General features: G+C 71.1%; 12 protein-coding genes. 9 read left to right on the top strand and 3 right to left on the bottom strand.

Annotated elements, in window-relative coordinates; translation table 11 throughout:
• Window positions 1–133: 133 nt before the first annotated feature.
• A complete protein-coding gene (locus tag Q7T52_RS06690) occupies window positions 134–586 on the bottom strand; it encodes a hypothetical protein (protein ID WP_304800656.1) in 453 nt (150 codons plus the stop codon).
• A 3-nt stretch (window positions 587–589) separates the two neighbouring features.
• On the bottom strand, window positions 590–1,369 hold the full coding sequence (locus Q7T52_RS06685; RefSeq protein ID WP_304800655.1) for an enoyl-CoA hydratase/isomerase family protein: 780 nt from the start codon (window positions 1,367–1,369) through the stop codon (window positions 590–592).
• 70 nt (window positions 1,370–1,439) lie between these two features.
• Between Q7T52_RS06685 and glgX the strand changes: the two genes are divergently transcribed.
• From glgX to Q7T52_RS06670, 3 genes are read left to right on the top strand one after another with little or no spacing between them, the layout of a single operon-like run.
• Window positions 1,440–3,602 (top strand): glycogen debranching protein GlgX, encoded by a 2,163-nt coding sequence (gene glgX / locus Q7T52_RS06680; protein ID WP_304800654.1) that lies wholly within the window; start codon window positions 1,440–1,442, stop codon window positions 3,600–3,602.
• Between the two features lie 39 nt (window positions 3,603–3,641).
• Window positions 3,642–3,842, top strand: a complete 201-nt coding sequence (locus Q7T52_RS06675; protein ID WP_304800652.1) for a hypothetical protein — start codon at window positions 3,642–3,644, stop codon at window positions 3,840–3,842.
• On the top strand, window positions 3,820–4,644 hold the full coding sequence (locus Q7T52_RS06670; RefSeq protein ID WP_304800650.1) for an N-acetylmuramoyl-L-alanine amidase: 825 nt from the start codon (window positions 3,820–3,822) through the stop codon (window positions 4,642–4,644). Before Q7T52_RS06675 ends, Q7T52_RS06670 begins: the two co-directional genes overlap by 23 nt.
• Window positions 4,645–4,825: 181 nt before the next feature.
• Here the strand turns inward: Q7T52_RS06670 and glgP are convergent, their stop codons facing one another.
• Complete coding sequence (gene glgP / locus Q7T52_RS06665; RefSeq protein WP_304800647.1) at window positions 4,826–7,426, bottom strand: alpha-glucan family phosphorylase; 2,601 nt, start codon at window positions 7,424–7,426, stop codon at window positions 4,826–4,828.
• Window positions 7,427–7,550: 124 nt separating this feature from the next.
• On the opposite strand from glgP, the gene Q7T52_RS06660 reads away from it, so the two are divergent.
• From Q7T52_RS06660 to Q7T52_RS06635, 6 genes are all read left to right on the top strand, one after another.
• Complete coding sequence (locus Q7T52_RS06660; RefSeq protein ID WP_304800645.1) at window positions 7,551–11,135, top strand: M36 family metallopeptidase; 3,585 nt, start codon at window positions 7,551–7,553, stop codon at window positions 11,133–11,135.
• 143 nt (window positions 11,136–11,278) lie between these two features.
• On the top strand, window positions 11,279–13,258 hold the full coding sequence (locus Q7T52_RS06655) for an alpha-1,4-glucan--maltose-1-phosphate maltosyltransferase (RefSeq protein ID WP_304800642.1): 1,980 nt from the start codon (window positions 11,279–11,281) through the stop codon (window positions 13,256–13,258).
• Window positions 13,255–15,075: a maltose alpha-D-glucosyltransferase gene (gene treS, locus Q7T52_RS06650; protein ID WP_304800640.1), complete on the top strand. Its 1,821-nt coding sequence runs from the start codon at window positions 13,255–13,257 to the stop codon at window positions 15,073–15,075. Before Q7T52_RS06655 ends, treS begins: the two co-directional genes overlap by 4 nt.
• Window positions 15,072–16,454 (top strand): hypothetical protein, encoded by a 1,383-nt coding sequence (locus tag Q7T52_RS06645; protein WP_304800638.1) that lies wholly within the window; start codon window positions 15,072–15,074, stop codon window positions 16,452–16,454. The genes treS and Q7T52_RS06645 overlap by 4 nt, the downstream gene beginning before the upstream one ends.
• Window positions 16,451–18,727: a 1,4-alpha-glucan branching protein GlgB gene (gene glgB, locus Q7T52_RS06640; RefSeq protein WP_304800636.1), complete on the top strand. Its 2,277-nt coding sequence runs from the start codon at window positions 16,451–16,453 to the stop codon at window positions 18,725–18,727. The genes Q7T52_RS06645 and glgB overlap by 4 nt, the downstream gene beginning before the upstream one ends.
• Before the next feature lie 9 nt (window positions 18,728–18,736).
• Window positions 18,737–19,783: a GNAT family N-acetyltransferase gene (locus Q7T52_RS06635; protein WP_304800635.1), complete on the top strand. Its 1,047-nt coding sequence runs from the start codon at window positions 18,737–18,739 to the stop codon at window positions 19,781–19,783.
• The last annotated feature ends 67 nt before the right edge of the window (window positions 19,784–19,850 follow it).

The raw sequence follows: 19,850 nt of genomic DNA, 5'->3' as shown, positions 1-19,850 counted from the left end.
CACGCCCACGCCCCGAATGGAACGATCCACCCGCGCGAGTACACGCGCCCCCGGCGTAGATCTACGCCGGGTCCGCGTGATTGCTGCGGTTTCTCTCCGACCCGTCGCGTTCGTGCGACGGGTCGGCGGGAGGTCAGGGGCGGACGACCTTGTCGAGGAACTTGCCGATGGCGAGCCAGACGATGGCGGCGATGCCGTAGTTGAAGAGGGCGGTCTTGACGTCGTCGATCTCGCCCTTCTTCTCGTCGAAGTCCTTGATCGGGTTGCCGAGGTCGAAGAAGCCCAGGTCGACGTTGTCGGCGCGGGCGATGATCCAGCGGACGAGCTCGTTGTCGGCGTTCGCCTCGACGGCGATCAGCAGCACCGCGAGCGCGAGGATCACCGCGAAGACCGCGCTGACCGCCCACAGCAGGCGCGCCAGCAGGACCCGCAGCTTGTCGGCGCTCAGCGACGAGCCTCCCGGCCCGCCCGAGGAGGCCGCCGTGGTGGACGTCGCGGTGGAGGTGCTGCCCCGTCTCCAGGGCCGCCGCTTGGTGGTGGTCCCCGAGTCGGTGGTCTCGGTCGTCTCAGTCGTCTTGTCGGCCATGCCTCAGCGCCCCTCGAACTCTGCCTTGCCCGGACCGTTCTCGAGGAACGATCGCATACCGGTGGCACGGTCCTCGGTGGCGAACACGGAGGCGAACTGCACCCGCTCGATCTCGAGCCCGGTGTCGAGGTCGACCTCGAGCCCTCGGTCGATGCTCTCCTTGGCCGCGCGCAGGGCGTACGCCGCCGCCCGCGAGAACTGCCCGGCCCATGCCACGGCGGCGTCGTGGACGTCGGCGGCCGGGACCAGCCGGTCGACGAGCCCGATGGCGAGGGCCTCGTCGGCCTTGACGAAGCGGCCGGTGAAGATGAGGTCCTTGGCCTTGCTGGGTCCGACCAGCCGGGTCAGCCGCTGGGTGCCGCCGGCGCCGGGGATGATGCCGAGGAGCACCTCGGGCTGGCCGAGGGTCGCGTCGTCGGCGGCGATCCGGTAGTCGGCGGCGAGGGCGAGCTCGCAGCCCCCGCCGAGCGCGTAGCCGGTGATGGCGGCGACGACGGGCTTGGGGATGCGGGCGACGGCGGTGACCGCCGACTGCACCGAGGCCGAGACCTTGACCATGTCGGTGTAGGAGAGGTCGGCCATCTCCTTGACGTCGTTGCCGGCGGCGAAGACCCGCTCGCCGCCCCAGACGACCACGGCCCGGACGTCGTCGCGCTCGGTCGCCTCGGCGGCCACCTCGCGCAGCTCGGCCTGGACCTGGACGCTGATCGCGTTCATCTTCGGCCGGTCGAGCCGGATCGTGCCGACCCCGTCGGCGACCTCCAGCCGTACGAACTCACCCATCGTCGTTCCTCTCGCTCGGCTTCGGCCGGTCCGCGTCGGACCCGTGTCGCTCTTCCCTATCATTCCCCGGGTGCCCCCCGGAGTCTGGAACGAGCTCGGCGAGCGCGCCGACGTCTGGCCGGGGCGGCTCGAGCCGCTCGGCGCCACCTGGTCCGCCGAGGCGACCAACTTCGCGGTGCACGCGCCGCGGGCGACGCGGGCCTGGGTGTGCCTCTTCGACGACGACGGCGTCGAGACCCGGCACGAGCTGACCGAGCGCACCCTCGGGACGTGGCACGGGGCCCTGCCGGGGGTCGGTCCCGGGACACCGTACGGCTTCCGGGTCGACGGACCGTGGGACCCCGCCGCCGGCTCGCGGTTCAACCCGCACAAGCTCCTCCTCGACCCCTACGCACGCGCGGTCAGCGGCCGCCTGCTGCCCGACGAGTCGGTCTACGCCCACGACCTCGACCGGCCCGAGCTGCGCAACGACCTCGACTCGGCCGGCCACGTGCCCGTCGCCGTCGTCGTCGGTCCCGACGAGTTCGACTGGGGCAGCGAGCGGCCCAAGCGCCAGCGCTGGCGCGACACGGTGATCTACGAGCTGCACGTCAAGGGCATGACGGCGCTGCACGACCGGGTGCCCGAGCACCTGAGGGGCACCTACGCCGGGCTCGCCGACCCGGCGGTCACCGACTACCTCCGCGACCTCGGCGTGACCGCGGTCGAGCTGCTGCCGGTCCACCACTTCGTCTCCGAGCCGTCGGTCGCCGCGCGCGGCCTGTCCAACTACTGGGGCTACAACAGCATCGGCTTCTTCGCCCCCCACGCGGCGTACTCGTCGGCCGGCGACCGGGGTGGGCAGGTCACCGAGTTCAAGGAGATGGTCCGCGCCTTCCACGCCGCAGGCATCGAGGTCTACCTCGACGTCGTCTACAACCACACCGCCGAGGCCGGCCCGGACGGCCCGACGCTGGCATTCCGCGGGCTCGACGACCTCGAGTTCTACCGCCGCCCGTCGCCCGCCGACCACGCGGGCGCCAAGGACGAGCGCGACAGCTACTGGGACGCCACCGGCTGCGGCAACACCGTCGACACCGACGACCCGTTCGCGCTGCGCGTCATCCTCGACTCGCTGCGCTACTGGGCCGCCGAGATGCACGTCGACGGGTTCCGCTTCGACCTGCTGTCGGCGCTGTCGCGCACCGACCGCGAGATCGACATGCGCTCGCGCTTCATGACCGCCGTCGGCCAGGACCCCGTGCTGCGCGGGGTCAAGCTGATCGCCGAGCCGTGGGACGCGACCATGGACGGCTACCTCGTGGGCAACTGCCCGCCGCCGTGGGTGGAGTGGAACGACCACTACCGCGACACGATGCGCGACTACTGGCGCGGCCACTCCGCCGGCATCCGCGAGGTCGCGACCCGTCTCGCCGGGTCATCCGACCTCTACGCCGACGACGGCCGCTCCCCCTACGCCTCGGTCAACTTCGACACCGCCCACGACGGCTTCACCGTCCGCGACCTCGTCAGCTACGACCGCAAGCACAACCGGGCCAACGGCGAGGACGACCGCGACGGCACCGACGACAACCGGTCCTCCAACCACGGCGCCGAGGGCGAGACCTCCGACGAGAGCGTCGTCGCCGCGCGGCGTCGTACGGCGTCCAACCTGATGGCCACGCTGTGCCTGTCCAACGGCGTCCCGATGATCACGGCCGGCGACGAGCGCGGCCGCACCCAGCGCGGCAACAACAACGCCTACTGCCAGGACAACGAGATCTCGTGGGTCGACTGGCAGGGCGACGACGCCTGGCTCGACGTCTACGAGGTCACCAAGGCCGCGCTGCGCCTGCGCCGTGAGCACCCTGCGCTCCGGCAGCGGCACTGGTTCGAGGGGCGCCCCACCATGGTCGGCGGCCCCAAGGACCTCGCGTGGCTCCACCCCGCGGGCCGCGAGATGACCACCGCCGACTGGCACGACGACAAGCTCGCCACCCTCGGCATGTTCGTCCTCGGCACCCCGCTGCGCTCCCCCAGCCCGCGCGGCGAGCAGCAGTCGGACCGGTCCTTCGTGCTCTGGTTCCACTCCGGCGCCGGCCCGGTCGACCTGGTGCTGCCCGACAACGGGTGGGCACGCTCGGGCGAGGTCGTGCTGTCGACCGACCCGACCGTCCTCGTCGGGACCGCCGTCGAGGACGGGACGACGCTCCCGCTCTCCGGGCCGTGCGTCGTGGTGCTGCGCGAGGTCTGACACGCAAGGGATCTCCCCGACGCCAGGGAGGCGGCGCCCGTGCTGACATGGACCATGCGACCCACCCGGCCCCACTCACGCTCTCGTCGTCTGGTGCTGCTCGGGGCCCTCGCGGCACCCGTCGCGGTCGCCGTGCTCCCGGCCGCGCCCGCGCAGACCGCCGCCCCGGCCGAGCCCGAGTGCCTGGCCGACCTCATCGAGAGCGGGGCGGTGACCCGTGCAGATCTCGTGGCTCGGTGACGTCCTGCGCGCGGCCGGCGTCACGGTCGTCGAGGAGCCCGGCTGGCTGACCCGCACCGCCAGCGGCACCCTCAACCCCATCGGCGTGCTCTGGCACCACACCGCCGCCCCCAGCAGCGCGAGCAACCCCGCCCCGGCGCTCGGCGTCGTGATCAACGGCCGCGCCGACCTCCCGGGCCCGCTGTGCCACGCCCTCGTCGACTACGACGGCGTCTTCCACCTGGTGTCGGCCAACTACGCCAACCACGCCGGTACGGCGCGGGCCAGCGGCCCCATCCCCGCCGGCAGCGGCAACGTCCAGCTCATCGGCTGGGAGATCGACTACGCCGGCGACGGCGGCGCGGGCCAGGTCCAGGAGATGACCTCGGCGCAGTACACGGCCTCGGTCGCGGCCACCGCCGCCGTCCTCACCCGGCTCGGCCGCGACGCCTCCTACGCCCGCGGCCACCGCGAGACCAGCACCAGCGGCAAGATCGACCCGTCGTTCATCGACCTCGACGCGATGCGCGCCGACGTCGCGGCCACCATGGGCGGCACGCCGCCCACCGGCCCGAGCGGCACGCCGTTCCAGGTCTATGCGCCCGACGTCAACGTCCGTCCGACCCCCGCGACCACGGGCACCCCCGTCGGCAACCTCGGTGCCCCGGGCACGGTCTACGTCGTGTGCCAGACCGTCGGCGAGACGGTCACGGCCAACGGCTACACCAACAACCTCTGGTCCCAGATCTCGAGCCCGGTCGCGGGCTACGTCAACAACGTCTTCATCCAGGGTCCGGCGTCGTTGCCCGTGCCCAGCTGCTGAGCCGACCGTCCGGCCGGCGCGTCGTGCGCGGGGCTGTGGCGGGTGCCGGTGGGGCGGCGAAACGGGTGCTGGTCAGGGAGATCCGACCGTTGTCAGGGGTTGCAACCCCTGACAACGGTTGGATTCCCCGGCCGGCCGGGGATTCCGACACCCCCGGGGGTATGTCCCCACACGCAGCACGTCAGGCCGTCGCCACCACACCGAGCTCGGCGTAGGACGTCAGCAGCCCGTTGCTGGGGACGATGCGGACGGTGTAGCCGAAGGGACCGCTGCGGGTGAGGGCGATGTCGCCGTCGAAGCGGTGCCGGCCGCCGTCGTAGGTCTCGGCGAGCGTCAGGGCCACGGCCGTGGTGTCGACGAGGGTGTCGTCGGACTGGGCGCGACCGTGGACGAGCTGGACCTCGACGTCGGAGGACTCGAGCGCGCCGAGGCAGACGAAGGCGCGGACGGTGAGGCTGGCACCGACCTCGGCGGCGTCGCCGACGCCGCTGGACTCGACGTGCTCGACACGGACCTCGGGCCACGCGCCCTTGACCTTGGCCTTCCAGGCCGCGAGGTCGCGGGCGCCCTCGTAGTCGCTGTTGAGCGCGCGGGCGTTGATGGCGGCCGGGGCGTAGAGCTGGCGCGTGTAGTCGCGGACCATGCGCGTGGCCAGGACCTTGGGTCCGAGGGACTTCAGGGTGTGGCGCAGCATCTCGACCCAGCGCGTGGGGACGCCGTCGTGGTCGAGGTCGTAGAAGCGCGGGGCGACCTCGTTCTCGATCAGGTCGTAGAGGGCCGCGGCCTCGAGGTCGTCGCGCTTGTCGATGTCGTCGACGCCGTCGGCGGTGGGGATGGCCCAGCCGTTGTCGCCGTCGTACCACTCGTCCCACCAGCCGTCGAGGACCGACAGGTTGAGGCCGCCGTTGAGGGCGGCCTTCATGCCGGAGGTGCCGCAGGCCTCGTAGGGGCGCAGGGGGTTGTTGAGCCAGACGTCACAGCCGGGGTAGAGCGGCTTGGCCATCGCGATGTCGTAGTTGGGCAGGAAGACGATGCGGTGGCGGACCTCGGGGTCGTCAGAGAGCCGCACGATGTCCTGGATGAGCTTCTTGCCGCCGTCGTCGGCCGGGTGGGCCTTGCCGGCGATGATCAGCTGGACCGGGCGCTCGGGGTGGAGCAGGAGGGCCTTGAGACGCTCGGGCTCGCGCATCATCAGGGTCAGCCGCTTGTAGGACGCCGCACGCCGGGCGAAGCCGATCGTGAGGACGTCGGGGTCGAGGGCGTCCTCGATCCACTTGAGCTCGGCCTTGGCCGCGCCGCGCTTCTCCCACGACTTGGCGAGCCGCTTGCGGGCGTCGACGACGAGCCGCTCGCGCAGGGTGCGCTTGACCGACCAGACGTCGGTGCCGGGGACCTTGTCGACGGCGTTCCAGAAGCTGTCGGTGCCGTCGGCGTCGCCATCGGCGCCCTGCGACGTCGCCAGGCCGAACACCTCGCGGGCGACCCAGCTCGGCGCGTGGACGCCGTTGGTGATCGAGCCGATCGGGACCTCGGCCTCGTCGAAGGCGGGCCACAGGCCCTGGAACATGCCGCGGCTGACCTCGCCGTGGAGCTTGGAGACGCCGTTGGCGCGCTGGGCGAGGCGGAAGCCCATGACGGCCATGTTGAAGACGCCGGCGTCGCCGCCCGCGTAGTCCTCGGTGCCGAGGGCCAGGATCCGGGCGGTGGGTACGCCGGGCGTCGCGCCGCCCTCGTCGTTGAGGTACTGCTCGACCAGGGAGCGGGGGAAGCGGTCGATGCCGGCGGGCACGGGCGTGTGGGTGGTGAAGACCGTCGAGGCGCGGCCGACCTCGAGGGCGGTCTCGAAGTCGAGCTGCGGGCCGCTCGTGGCGACGGTGAGCTCGCGGATGCGCTCGATGCCGAGGAAGCCGGCGTGACCCTCGTTGGTGTGGAAGACCTCGGGCTCGGGGGCGCCGGTGATGCGGGAGAAGACGCGCAGCGCACGGACGCCGCCGACGCCGAGGAGCAGCTCCTGGCGCAGGCGGTGCTCGGACGTGCCGCCGTAGAGCCGGTCGGTGACGTCGATGTAGTGCTCGGGGTTGCCCTCGACGTCGGTGTCGAGCATGAGCAGCGGCACCCGGCCGACGCTGGCGACCCAGATCCGGGCCACGAGGTCGGGGCCGTCGGGCATCTGGATCGAGATCGAGGCCGGGGAGCCGTCGGGCTCGCGCAGCAGCGAGATCGGCAGCTCGTCGGGATCGAGGACCGGGTAGGTCTCCTGCTGCCAGCCCTCGCGGGAGAGCGACTGCTTGAAGTAGCCGTGCTTGTAGAGGAGACCGACGCCCACGATCGGCACGCCGAGGTCGCTGGCAGCCTTGAGGTGGTCGCCGGCCAGGATGCCGAGTCCGCCGGAGTACTGCGGGAGCACGGCCGTGATGCCGAACTCGGGCGAGAAGTAGGCGACGGCCCGCGGGCCGGGGCCGCCGGAGCCGCCGTCGGCGGCGACCCGGCGCTGGTACCAGCGGTCAGCAGTCAGGTAGTGCTCGAGGTCGGCGCGGGCGGCGCGGAGCCGCTCCAGGAAGCCCTCGTCGGCGGCGAGCTCGTCGAACCGCTCGCGGCTCACCGCGCCCAGCAGCCGGACCGGGTCTCGCCCGGTGGACTCCCAGAGGTCGGGGTCGACCTCGACGAAGACGTCCTGCGTCTCCGGGTGCCAGGACCAGCGCAGGTTGACCGCGAGCTCCCCCAGGGCGGCCAGGGCCGGGGGCAGGACGGGACGGACGGTGAATCGACGGATAGCGCGCACGGGACGACGCTAGCGCCGATCCTTGGATCGATCCAAGTGATCGTCCAAGTCCGGCAGGACAGGTTCGTCTGACAATTCCCCGAGGCAGCGCATAACGCCGGGCTTCCCGGGCCGTTGACCGGGCATGACCTCCCTCTCGATACGTCGCCGCCGCTCCACGGTGGCGACGGTCGCCCTGCTGACCGTCACCCTGGTCCCGGGCCTCAACCAGCTGCCGGCCCTCGCCGACAACTCCGGCTCGAACCCCGACGCCGCGACGTCGGCCAAGGCCCCGACCGGCAAGGTCCCCGACCTGTCGACGTCCTTCCGCGGCATCGGCGACCCGGTCGCCGGGCTCGGCGACGTCGACGTGCGGGGCACCGCCCTCCCGAGCCTGACCCAGCAGCGGGCCGCCTCCCGGCTCGGCGCGGTCGAGCTGCGCTGGAACGCAATGGGCACCCCGGCCTCGATCCTCCCGGAGGACGGCGTGCTGGCGAGGGCCACCTCGAAGGACCCCGTCGCCGCTGCCCGCAGCTGGCTGAGCAGCAACGCCGACCTGTTCGGCATCACCCGGAGCCAGGTCCTCGGCATGCAGGCCATCGACCAGGAGCTGACGGGCTCCGACGGCCACGCCGTCTTCTTCCGGCAGACCTTCGGCGGCCTGCTCCCGGCCCTCGGGAGCGCCGTCACGGTCGGGGTCGGCAACGGCGAGATCGTCTACGTCTCGTCGTCGATCACCAAGACCACCCAGCAGATCCCCGAGCTCAAGATCAGCCCGGTCGCCGGCTGGCTCAAGGCGGCGACCAACGTCGACCTCAAGCTCCCCGTCGATCTCGGCACGATCACCCGCACGGTGGCCAAGGGCTGGACCCGGCTCGACGTGCCCGGCCTCGTCCAGGAGCAGCAGGTCCGGGTGCGGGCGCTGGCCAAGGCCGACGGCTCGGTCCGACCGGTCCTCGAGGCCAACGTCATCGACGTGCAGGGCGGCACGACCAAGGCCTACACCGTGCTCGTCGACGGCGTCGACGGCCGCATCCTCCACCGCGAGAACAAGGTCGAGAACGCCGCTGACACGGCCGGACCCAGCACCGTGGCCAGCACCGTGGCCAGCACCGTCGCCAGCGTGCCGCAGGTCGTCACCGCCCCCCGCAGCAGCGGCACCTTCCCCTTCACCGGCGCCATCACCGCGACCGGCTGCGGCCCGAAGCACGCGTTCGAGATCACCGGCACCGCGACGAAGTCGATCACCGTCGTCGCGGCCGCGGTCAACACCGTCAACGACATCACGATCAACCTCTACAACCCGTCCGGCCAGGCCGTGGCGGCCCAGGACCTCCTGACCAGCCCCGAGGTCCTCAGCTATGCCCCCGGCAGCGCCATCCCGGCCGGCACCTGGAAGGCCGAGGTCTGCCCGTTCGAGAGCCCCGACGTGCCGCTGCTGCCGCCCTACAACTACGCGCTGACGGTCAGCACCTCCGACATGGGTGCGCCGACGGTGAGCACGACGTACAACCCCAAGTGGCGCTTCTTCACCGCCAACCCGACCCTCGACTCCTCGACGCAGACCCCGAGGAACGCGGTCGTCGGCTGCTGGATCCAGGTCGCGGGCTGCACGCTCCCCACCGGCCAGCTCAAGAACATCCAGGCCTTCGGCCCGTGGGACACCCTCAGTCCCACGGGCGTCTCGTCCAACACGACGATCGGCAACAACGCCAACTCGCACGAGGCCTGGGTCAGCCCGCTGACGCCGGGCGGCCTCTTCCAGGCGCCCGTCTCGGCCACCGGCGACTACCGCCAGCCCTTCACGGACGCGTGGAACAACAGCCGGTGCAACCCGGCCGAGCTGGTCCCCGGCGGCAACGACATCAACTTCTCGGTCGCCAACCTGTTCGTCGTCCACAACCGGATGCACGACTGGGCCTACTACCTCGGCTTCACCGAGGCCAACTACAACCTCCAGACCGACAACGGCGGTCGCGGCGGGGTCGGCGCGGACGCCGAGATCGGCAACGTCCAGGCCGGCGCCATCGGCGGCCAGGTGACGGGTCTGGGGCGCGACAACGCCAACCAGATCGCCATGCAGGACGGCATCCCCGGCATCACCAACCAGTACCTCTTCCAGCCCCTCGCCGGTGCCTTCTACTCGCCCTGCACCGACGGCGGGCTCGACATGGGCATCGTCGGCCACGAGTACACCCACGCCATCAGCAACCGGATGGTCGCCGGGCCCGACGAGGGCCTGACCTCCGAGCAGGGCGGCGCCATGGGTGAGGCCTGGGGCGACCAGGACGCCGCGGAGTACCAGTTCGCCCACGGCTACTCCAACGGGGGCAACGTCTGGGCCGTCGGCGCCTACGCCACCGGCAACAAGAGCGTCGCGATCCGTGACTACTCGATCAACAAGAACCCGCTCAACTACTCCGACTACGGATTCGACACCACCGGTCCCGAGGTTCACGCCGACGGTGAGATCTGGAACGGCACCCAGTGGGAGGTCCGCCAGGCGCTCGTCAAGAAGTACAACAAGCAGTTCCCCTACGCGAACAAGGCGCTGCAGCTGCGCTGCGCCGAGGGCCGGGCCGACGCCAGCCCGCTCGCGGCCGACAAGTGCCCGGGCAACCGGCGCTGGATCCAGATGGTCTTCGACTCGTTCCTGTTCCAGCAGGGCGCGACCACCATGCTCGACGCGCGCGACAGCATGCTCGCCAGCGACAAGCTGCGGTTCAAGGGCGCCAACCACAAGGTGCTGTGGGACGCGTTCGCCCGCCGCGGCATGGGTGTGGGCGCCCGGTCCAAGGACGGCGAGGACACCAACCCGACCCCGAGCTTCAAGTCCATCGGCGGGGCCAAGGCCAACACCAAGGTCGTCTTCAAGGTCAAGGCCGGCTCGTCGATCTTCGTGGGTGACTACATGGCCCGCGCCACGACCGTCGCCGACACGACTAGGCGCACCAAGAAGACCAACGCGGCCTACTTCACCCCCGGTCGCTACGACATGCTCCTCACGAGCAAGCGCCAGGGGTTCATGCGGTTCAAGCTCACGGTCGTCAAGGGCCAGCGCGTCCAGGTCAAGCGGGTCGCGACCAGCAAGAACTACCTGTCGACGGCCTCGGGCGGCAAGATCATCGGCTCCAAGGGCACCAGCCGCCGCCCCAACCAGCTGATCGACGGCACCGAGAACTACGGCTGGGGCGTCGCCACCACCGCCAACGTCGACGCCTCGCACCCCTCGATCGACGTCGACCTGGCCGGCAAGAAGCCCGTGGTCATCAAGACCGTCGCGGTCAGCGCCTACCTCCGGCCCAAGTTCGACGCCGACCCCGACGCTGGCTCGCGCTTCACCGCGCTGCGCAAGTTCGCCATCGAGTCGTGCGTCAAGGCGTGTGCCTCCCCGAAGGCGAAGTGGCGCCGGGTCTTCGTGTCCAAGGACAACGCGTTCCCGTCGGCGCGTCCCCGTCCGGTCGCGCCGACGCTCAACATGCGGGCCTTCGCCATCAAGCCCACCCGGGCCGCCGCGCTGCGCCTCGTCGTCCTCGAGAACCAGTGCACCGGGTTCGCCGGCTACGCCGGTGAGCTCGACAGCGACCCGCTCAACACGACCGACTGCAAGACCGGCTCCGACCGCGGCACCATCGCCCACGTCGCCGAGTTCCAGGCCTTCACGACGAGGTTCCCGTCCTGGCGGTCGTCGTACGGCATCGACAACCCGGAGCGCTCCTTCCGCCGGTAGTCCTACCGGCAGCACCGCACCGGGCGCGGTGGACCTCATGGGGGGTTCACCGCGCCCGGTGTCGTGCGGTGTCGCGGGGACCACGCCGCGCTTCACCCCACCTGAGGTTGCAGCGGCTGGTGCGACCCGCAAGGGTGGTTCGCATGGTCGGACGCATTCCCGTCATGGACGTCCACCCCGTGGTGGACCTCGGACGACTCCCCGCAAAAGCCACCGTCGGCGAGCCCTTCCCGGTCTCGGCGACGATCTTTCGCGAGGGTCACGACAAGCTCGGCGCGGAGGTGGTCCTGACCTCGCCGACGGGCGAGCGTCGGCCGCCGGTGCCGTTGGTGAAGCAGACCGACCCCGTCGACCGCTACCTGGCGTGGGTGACACCCGACGCCCCGGGAGCCTGGACGTTCGAGGTCCAGGCCTTCTCGGCGCCGGTCGCGACCTGGCAGCACGACGCCGGCATCAAGATCCCGGCCGGGATCGACGTCGAGCTGATGTTCACCGAGGGGCGCCTGCTCCTCGAGCGGGTCCGCGCCACCCTCGCCGCCGGCCCCGACGCGGCCGTCGTCGACGCCGCCATCGCGGCGGCGACCGACACCACCCGGCCGCCGGAGGCCCGGCTCGCGCAGATCCTCGCCGACGACGTCACCGCGGTGCTCGCCGCCAACCCGCTGCGCGAGCTGGTCAGCGTGGCGGGACCCTTCCCGGCGTACGCCGACCGCGAGCGCGCGCTCTACGGCAGCTGGTACGAGTTCTTCCCCCGCTCCGAGGGTGCGGTCGCCGACGAGACCACCGGCAAGATCACCAGCGGCACCTTCGGCACCGCCGCCAAGCGGCTCGAGGGCGTGGCCGCGATGGGCTTCGACGTCATCTACCTGCCGCCGATCCACCCGATCGGCGAGGTCAACCGCAAGGGACCCAACAACACCCTGACCCCCGGTCCGGACGACACCGGCTCCCCGTGGGCGATCGGCAGCAAGGACGGCGGTCACGACGCCATCCACCCCGACCTCGGCACCTTCGCCGACTTCGACGCCTTCGTGGCCCGCGCCGGTGAGCTCGGGCTCGAGGTCGCCCTCGACCTCGCGCTCCAGGCCGCTCCCGACCACCCGTGGGTGACCAGCAACCCGCAGTGGTTCACCACCCGTGCCGACGGCACCATCGCCTACGCCGAGAACCCGCCGAAGAAGTACCAGGACATCTACCCGGTCAACTTCGACAACGACCCGACCGGCATCTGCCGCGAGGTGCTGCGCACCGTCCGGCTGTGGATGAGCCACGGCGTCCGGATCTTCCGCGTCGACAACCCGCACACCAAGCCGCTCGCCTTCTGGGAGTGGCTGCTGCGCGAGGTGCGGCGGATCGACCCCGGCGTGATCTTCCTGTCCGAGGCGTTCACCAAGCCGCCGATGATGCACGGCCTGGGCTCGGTGGGCTACCACCAGAGCTACACCTACTTCACGTGGCGCGTGGCCCGCTGGGAGATCGAGGACTACCTGCGCGAGGTCAGCAGCGAGTCCGACCACGTGATGCGGCCCAACTTCTTCGTCAACACCCCCGACATCCTCCCCGAGCACCTGCAGTACGGCGGCCCGCCGGTCTTCAAGGTGCGTGCCGTCCTGGCGTCGATGAGCGTGCCCAGCTGGGGCGTCTACGCCGGCTACGAGCTCTACGAGCACGTCGCGGTCAAGCCCGGCAGCGAGGAGTACCTCGACTCGGAGAAGTACCAGATCCGCATCCGCGACTGGGAGGCCGCCGAGGCCGAGGGCCGTTCGCTCGCGCCCTACATCACGCGTCTCAACGAGATCCGTCGCGAGCACGTCGCGCTGCAGCGGCTGCGCAACATCACGATCCACTCCGCCGACGACGAGAACGTCCTGGTGTTCTCCAAGCGCGCCAGCACCGACGCCGGCGACGACGTCGTGGTCGTGGTGGTCAACCTCGACCCCCACGGCACCCGCGAGACCACCATCCACCTCGACATGCCCGCGCTCGGCCTCGACTGGAGCGACTCGTTCGACGTCCACGACGAGATCACCGGCGCCGACTGGACCTGGGCCGAGCACAACTACGTGCGCCTGGACCCCCACCACGAGCCCGCGCACGTCCTCACGCTCAGGAAGGACGTATGAGCACCCCTCCACCCACGACCACCACCGGAACCGGCAGCACCACCGCCGGCACCGATTCCCCGACGACCGAGATCGAGGTCAGCCCGCCCACCACCGGCGAGCCGGTCGACCAGCCGGTCCTCGAGGCCCACCCGGGCGACCCGGTCAACCAGACGCCCGACTGGTTCAAGACCGCCGTGTTCTACGAGGTGATGGTCCGCAGCTTCCGCGACTCCAACGGTGACGGCACCGGCGACTTCAAGGGCCTCACGGAGAAGCTCGACTACCTGCAGTGGCTCGGCGTCGACTGCCTGTGGGTGCCGCCGTTCTTCTCCTCGCCGCTGCGCGACGGGGGCTACGACGTCGCCGACTACACCGACATCCTTCCCGAGGCCGGCACCGTCGACGACTTCCACCACTTCCTCGACGAGGCCCACGCCCGCGGGATCCGGGTGATCATCGACTTCGTCGCCAACCACACCAGCGACCAGCACGCCTGGTTCAAGGCCAGCCGCGAGGACCCGGACGGCCCCTACGGCGACTTCTACGTCTGGTCCGACACCGACGAGAAGTACCAGGACGCCCGCATCATCTTCGTCGACACCGAGCCGTCGAACTGGACCTGGGACCCCGTGCGCCAGCAGTACTTCTGGCACCGGTTCTTCTCCCACCAGCCCGACCTCAACTACGAGAACCCGAAGGTTCACGACGCGATCCTCGAGGCCATCTCGTTCTGGTTCGACATGGGCCTCGACGGGTTCCGCCTCGACGCGGTGCCTTACCTCTACGTCCGCGAGGGCACCAACGGCGAGAACCTTCCCGAGACCCACGAGTTCCTGCGCAAGGTCCGCCGGTTCGTCGACGAGAAGTACCCCGGCAAGGTGCTGCTGGCCGAGGCCAACCAGTGGCCCTCGGACGTCGTCGACTACTTCGGCGACTTCGAGTCCGGTGGCGACGAGTGCCACATGTGCTTCCACTTCCCGGTGATGCCGCGCATCTTCATGGCCGTGCGTCGCGAGTCCCGCTTCCCGATCTCGGAGATCCTCGAGCAGACACCGCCGATCCCGTCGGGCTGCCAGTGGGGCATCTTCCTGCGCAACCACGACGAGCTCACGCTCGAGATGGTCAGTGACGAGGACCGCGACTACATGTGGGGCGAGTACGCCAAGGACCCCCGGATGAAGGCCAACATCGGCATCCGCCGCCGGCTGGCCCCCCTCCTCGACAACGACGTCGACCAGATCGAGCTCTTCAACGCGCTGCTGCTGTCGCTACCCGGCTCCCCCGTCCTCTACTACGGCGACGAGATCGGCATGGGCGACAACATCTGGCTCGGCGACCGTGACGGCGTGCGCACGCCGATGCAGTGGACGCCCGACCGCAACGCCGGCTTCTCCGCGGCCACCCCCGGCAAGCTCTTCCTGCCGGCGATCCAGGACCCGGTCTACGGCTACCAGAGCGTCAACGTCGAGGCCCAGCTCGAGAACCCGTCGTCCCTGCTGCACTGGAACCGCCGGATGATCCACGCCCGGCGCCAGCACCCGGCGTTCGGCCTCGGCGAGTTCCACGACCTCGGCGGCTCCAACTCCAGCGTGCTGTCCTACACGCGCGAGCACCAGGGCGACATCATCCTGTGCGTCAACAACCTGTCGCGCTTCCCGCAGCCGGTCGAGCTCGACCTGCGGCGCTTCGAGGGGATGGTGCCGTTCGAGATGCTCGGCGGCGTCCAGTTCCCCGCGGTCGGCGAGCTGCCCTACCTGCTCACCCTCAGCGGCTACGGGTTCTACTGGTTCCGCCTCGTGCCGGGCGAGCACCCCGACGAAGGGCAGCTGCTGTGAGCGCACCCACCCAGGGCCTCGACCCCAGCGTCTTCGCGCCCTACCTCGCCCGCACCCGCTGGTTCGGCGGCAAGGGCCGTGACTTCGCGGTGACCGACGTACGCCGCCTCGGCCTGCTCGGCACGGGCGACCCCACGGTCGACGTGCTGCTGGTCGAGCTCACCTACGCCGACGACGGCAGCACCGACCTCTACCAGGTGCCGCTGAGCTACTACACCGACCCCGAGCACCGCCTCGACCACGCGTTCGTCGGGTGGTGGGAGGACGACGACATCGGCTGGGTCCACGCCTACGACGCCCTGCACGACCGCGAGGCCACCGGCCTGTGGCTGCAGGCGTTCGGTGCCGCGGCCGAGGGTCCGGCCGAGGCGGGCGGGCTCACGTTCCACCGCCTGCCCGGCCAGGAGGTCGACCTCGACGTCACCGGATCGCTGTTCACCGGCGAGCAGTCCAACTCGTCGGTCGCCTTCGGCGAGGACTCCGTGCTCAAGCTGTTCCGCAAGGTGACGCCCGGGCCCAACCCCGACATCACCACGCACGAGGCCCTCACCCTGGCCGACTCCCCCGACGTGGCGCACCTCTACGGCTGGGTCGAGCACGGCGACACCCACCTCGGGATGCTGCAGCAGTTCCTGCGCACCGCCACCGACGGCTGGGACCTGGCGCTCACCTCCGTCCGCAACCTCTACGCCGAGCCCGAGCTGGCGGCCCGCGAGGCCGGCGGCGACTTCTCGGGTGAGTCCGGTCGTCTCGGTGACACCCTGCGGGAGGTCCACGTCGTCCTGCGCGAGCACTTCGGCGAGGAGACCGTCACCGCGGCCGAGACGGCCACCCGGATGAACGCACGCCTCGACGTCGCCCTCGCGGTGGCACCGCTGCTGGCGCCGCACGAGGCGTCGCTGCGGGCGTTGTTCGACCAGCTCGCCGGCCTCGGCGACCTGCCGGTGCAGCGCGTCCACGGCGACCTGCACCTCGGACAGACCCTGCGCACCGCGCTCGGCTGGAAGATCGTCGACTTCGAGGGCGAGCCCGCCAAGACGCTCGCCGAGCGGCTGCTCCCCGACTCGCCCTGGCGCGACGTCGCCGGGATGCTCCGCTCGTTCGACTACGCCGCCCACGCCGTGGAGCGCAGCCACGACGAGCTCGACGAGGCCGCCCTGGCCGAGCTGCGACTGCGGGGCGCCGAGTGGGTCGAGCGCAACCAGCGCTACTTCCTGGCCGCCTACGCCGGCGGCGACCTCGAGCCCGACCAGCGCACGCTGGTGACCGCGTACACGGCCGACAAGGCCGTCTACGAGACCGTCTACGAGACCCGCAACCGGCCGACCTGGGTCGACATCCCCCTGGCCGCCGTCGCGCGGATCGGAGCCTCCGCATGAGCAAGCAAACAGTCGTCGTCACCCCGCTCGCCGTCTCCCGGGAGGAGCTCGACCAGATCGTCCGTGGCGAGCACGGGCACCCGCACGCGATCCTCGGGCCGCACGCACACGACGAGCAGGTGACCTTCCGCGCCCTCAAGCCGCTGGCCGAGCGCGTCACCGTACGCTTCGGCGAGACCGACGTACCGCTCACCCACGAGCACGGCGGCATCTGGGCCGGCGCGGCCGCGATCGCCGACGTCCCGGGCTACCGCCTCGTCGTCGACTACGGCCAGGGCGAGATCGTCGTCGACGACCCCTACCGGTTCCTGCCGACGCTCGGCGAGGTCGACCTGCACCTGGTCAACGAGGGTCGCCACGAGAACCTCTGGCAGGTCCTCGGCGCCCGCGTCCACCACTACGAGGAGCCCCTCGGCGGCGCCGTCTCCGGCACGTCGTTCGCGGTCTGGGCGCCGTCGGCGCGAGCCGTCCGGGTCAAGGGCGACTTCAACAGCTGGGACGGCCGGGAGCACCCGATGCGCCAGCTCGGCAGCTCCGGGATCTGGGAGCTGTTCGTCCCCGGTGCCGGCAGCGGGACGTCCTACAAGCTGCAGGTGCTCGGGGCCGACGACCAGTGGCGCGAGAAGGCCGACCCGATGGCCGCCCACGCCGAGGTCGCACCCGACACCGCCTCGCGCGTCTTCGAGTCGACCCACGAGTGGGCCGACGACGCCTGGATGGCCGCACGCGCCGCCAAGAACCCGATCGACGAGCCGATGTCGGTCTACGAGATGCACCTCGGCTCGTGGAAGCGTCACCCCGGCGGCCGGTTCTGGTCCTACGACGAGATGGCCGAGGGCCTGGTCCCCTACCTGGCCGACTTGGGGTTCACCCACGTCGAGCTGATGCCGGTCATGCAGCACCCGTTCGGGGGCTCGTGGGGCTACCACGTGACGTCCTACTTCGCGACCGACTCCCGCTTCGGCGACCCCGACGGGTTCAAGCGGCTCGTCGACGCGCTGCACCGCGCCGGCATCGGCGTCATCCTCGACTGGGTGCCCGGGCACTTCGCGACCGACGAGTGGGCGCTGGTCAAGTTCGACGGCACCGCCCTCTACGAGGACCCCAACCCCCAGCGCGGCTGGCACCAGGAGTGGGGCTCCCACATCTTCAACTTCGGTCGCCCCGAGGTCCGCAACTTCCTCTACGCCAACGCGCTCTACTGGCTCGAGGAGTTCCACGCCGACGGCCTGCGGGTCGACGGCGTCGCCTCGATGCTCTACCTCGACTACGCCCGCAAGGAGGGCGAGTGGACGCCCAACAAGCACGGCGGGCGCGAGAACCTGGAGGCCGTGCAGTTCCTCCAGGAGATGAACGCCACCGTCTACCGCCGGGTCCCCGGCGTCTGCACCATCGCCGAGGAGTCGACCTCGTGGCCGGGCGTCACCGCCCCCACGTCCGAGGGCGGGCTGGGCTTCGGCTTCAAGTGGAACATGGGCTGGATGCACGACACGCTCGACTACCTCGCGCGCGAGCCGGTCCATCGCCAGTGGCACCACCACGACCTCACCTTCGCCATCACCTACGCCTGGACCGAGAACTTCGTGCTGCCCCTCTCGCACGACGAGGTCGTCCACGGCAAGGGCTCCCTGCTGCGCAAGATGCCCGGCGACCGCTGGCAGCAGCTGGCCAACCTGCGCGCCTACTACGCGTTCATGTGGGCCCACCCCGGCAAGCACCTGCTCTTCATGGGGTGCGAGATCGGCCAGGAGTCCGAGTGGGCCGAGTCGCGCGAGCTCGACTGGTGGCTGCTCGAGCACCCCGAGCACCGTGGCCTGTCCGACCTCGTGCGCGACCTCAACAAGACCTACGTCGCCACCCCGGCCGCCTGGGCCGGGGACGTGTCGGCCGCCGGGTTCGAGTGGATCGACGCCGACGACGCCGGCCGCAACACCTACTCGTTCGTGCGCCGCGCCCCCCACGGCTCGGGTGACCCCGACCTCGTCTGCGTGACCAACTTCGCGGCCACGCCCCACGACGGCTACCGGCTCGGGCTGCCGTCAGCCGGGCTGTGGACCGAGGCGCTCAACACCGACGCCGGCATCTACGGCGGCTCCGGTGTCGGCAACCTCGGCTCGGTGCTCGCGGTCGAGGGCCAGCACGGCTCGATGCCGGCCCACGCCGACATCGTCGTACCCCCGCTCGCGACGCTGTGGCTCCGCCGCCAGGCCACGACGGCGGCTCCGTCGTCGAGCACCGCACCGGGCGCCGTCGCCTCACCGGAGGACGACTAGCCTGATCCGGTGACCGACCAGCCGACGCTCACCGACGGCACGGTCACGCTGCGGCCCTGGCGTGACGAGGACGTGGAGCCGACCCACGCCGGCCATGACGAGCAGCTGCGGCACTGGTTCGGCGAGCGCGAGAAGCCGACCCTCGACGACTGGCGCACCGTGGTCCATCGGTGGCGGGGCGAGCACGCGTCGATCGGCCGGATCAGCTTCGTCGTCGACGTCGAGGACGAGCCGGTCGGCACCGTGGAGCTGCGTCCGGTCGACGAGCACACCGGCGAGCTGTCCTACTGGCTCTACGACGGCCACCGTGGCCAGGGCTGGGCAACCCGGGCCGTTCGCGTGGTGACTGACTGGGCCCTGACCTCGGCGTCGGAGGGCGGTCGAGGCTTCACCCGGGTCCAGGCCCTGGTCGAGCCCGGCAACGAGAGCTCGCTCCGCGTCGCCACCCGGTCCGGCCTGCGGCGCGAGGGGATCAGGCGTGTCGCCCCCGGGACCGGTGATCGCGCCGAGACCGAGGGCTACGTCGTCCTCGCCCGCCTGGCCACCGACCCGCCGCTGACCGACCCCAGCGCCTTCCGCTCCCTGCTCAACTCGTTCCTCCCCCGCAAGCGCGCGATCGGGCAGATGCTGATCCGCGACGCCGAGGGTCCGGACGCCCGGGTCCTGCTGTGCCGGCTGACCTACAAGAACGACTGGGACCTGCCCGGCGGCGTCGTCGAGGTCGGCGAGTCGCCCCAGCTGGCGGCCGGTCGTGAGGTCACCGAGGAGCTCGCGCTCGACATCCCGTCGGGTCGGCTGCTGCTGACCGACTGGCTGCCGCCGTGGGGCGGCTGGGACGACGCGCTGTGCCTCGTCTTCGACGGCGGGGTTCACCCGGCAACCGTCACCGAACGGATCGTGCCCCAGGCGCGCGAGATCCGCGAGGCCGCCTTCCTCACCCCCGACGAGATCGCCGAGCGGTGCGCCGACTTCACCGCACGCCGGATCACCGCCGCCCTCGCCAACCTCGGCGGCGGCCCGGCCTACACCGAGAGCGGACGTTCGTCGCAAGAGTGACCCAGGGTGCGTCGCCTTTCCGCACCCCCGGAATTGCACAGTGACCCACGGTGCGTCGCCTTTCCGC

The organism is Nocardioides sp. (assembly GCF_030655615.1).
Taxonomy (GTDB): domain Bacteria; phylum Actinomycetota; class Actinomycetes; order Propionibacteriales; family Nocardioidaceae; genus Nocardioides.
This window is presented reverse-complemented; position numbering and strand designations above follow the sequence as displayed.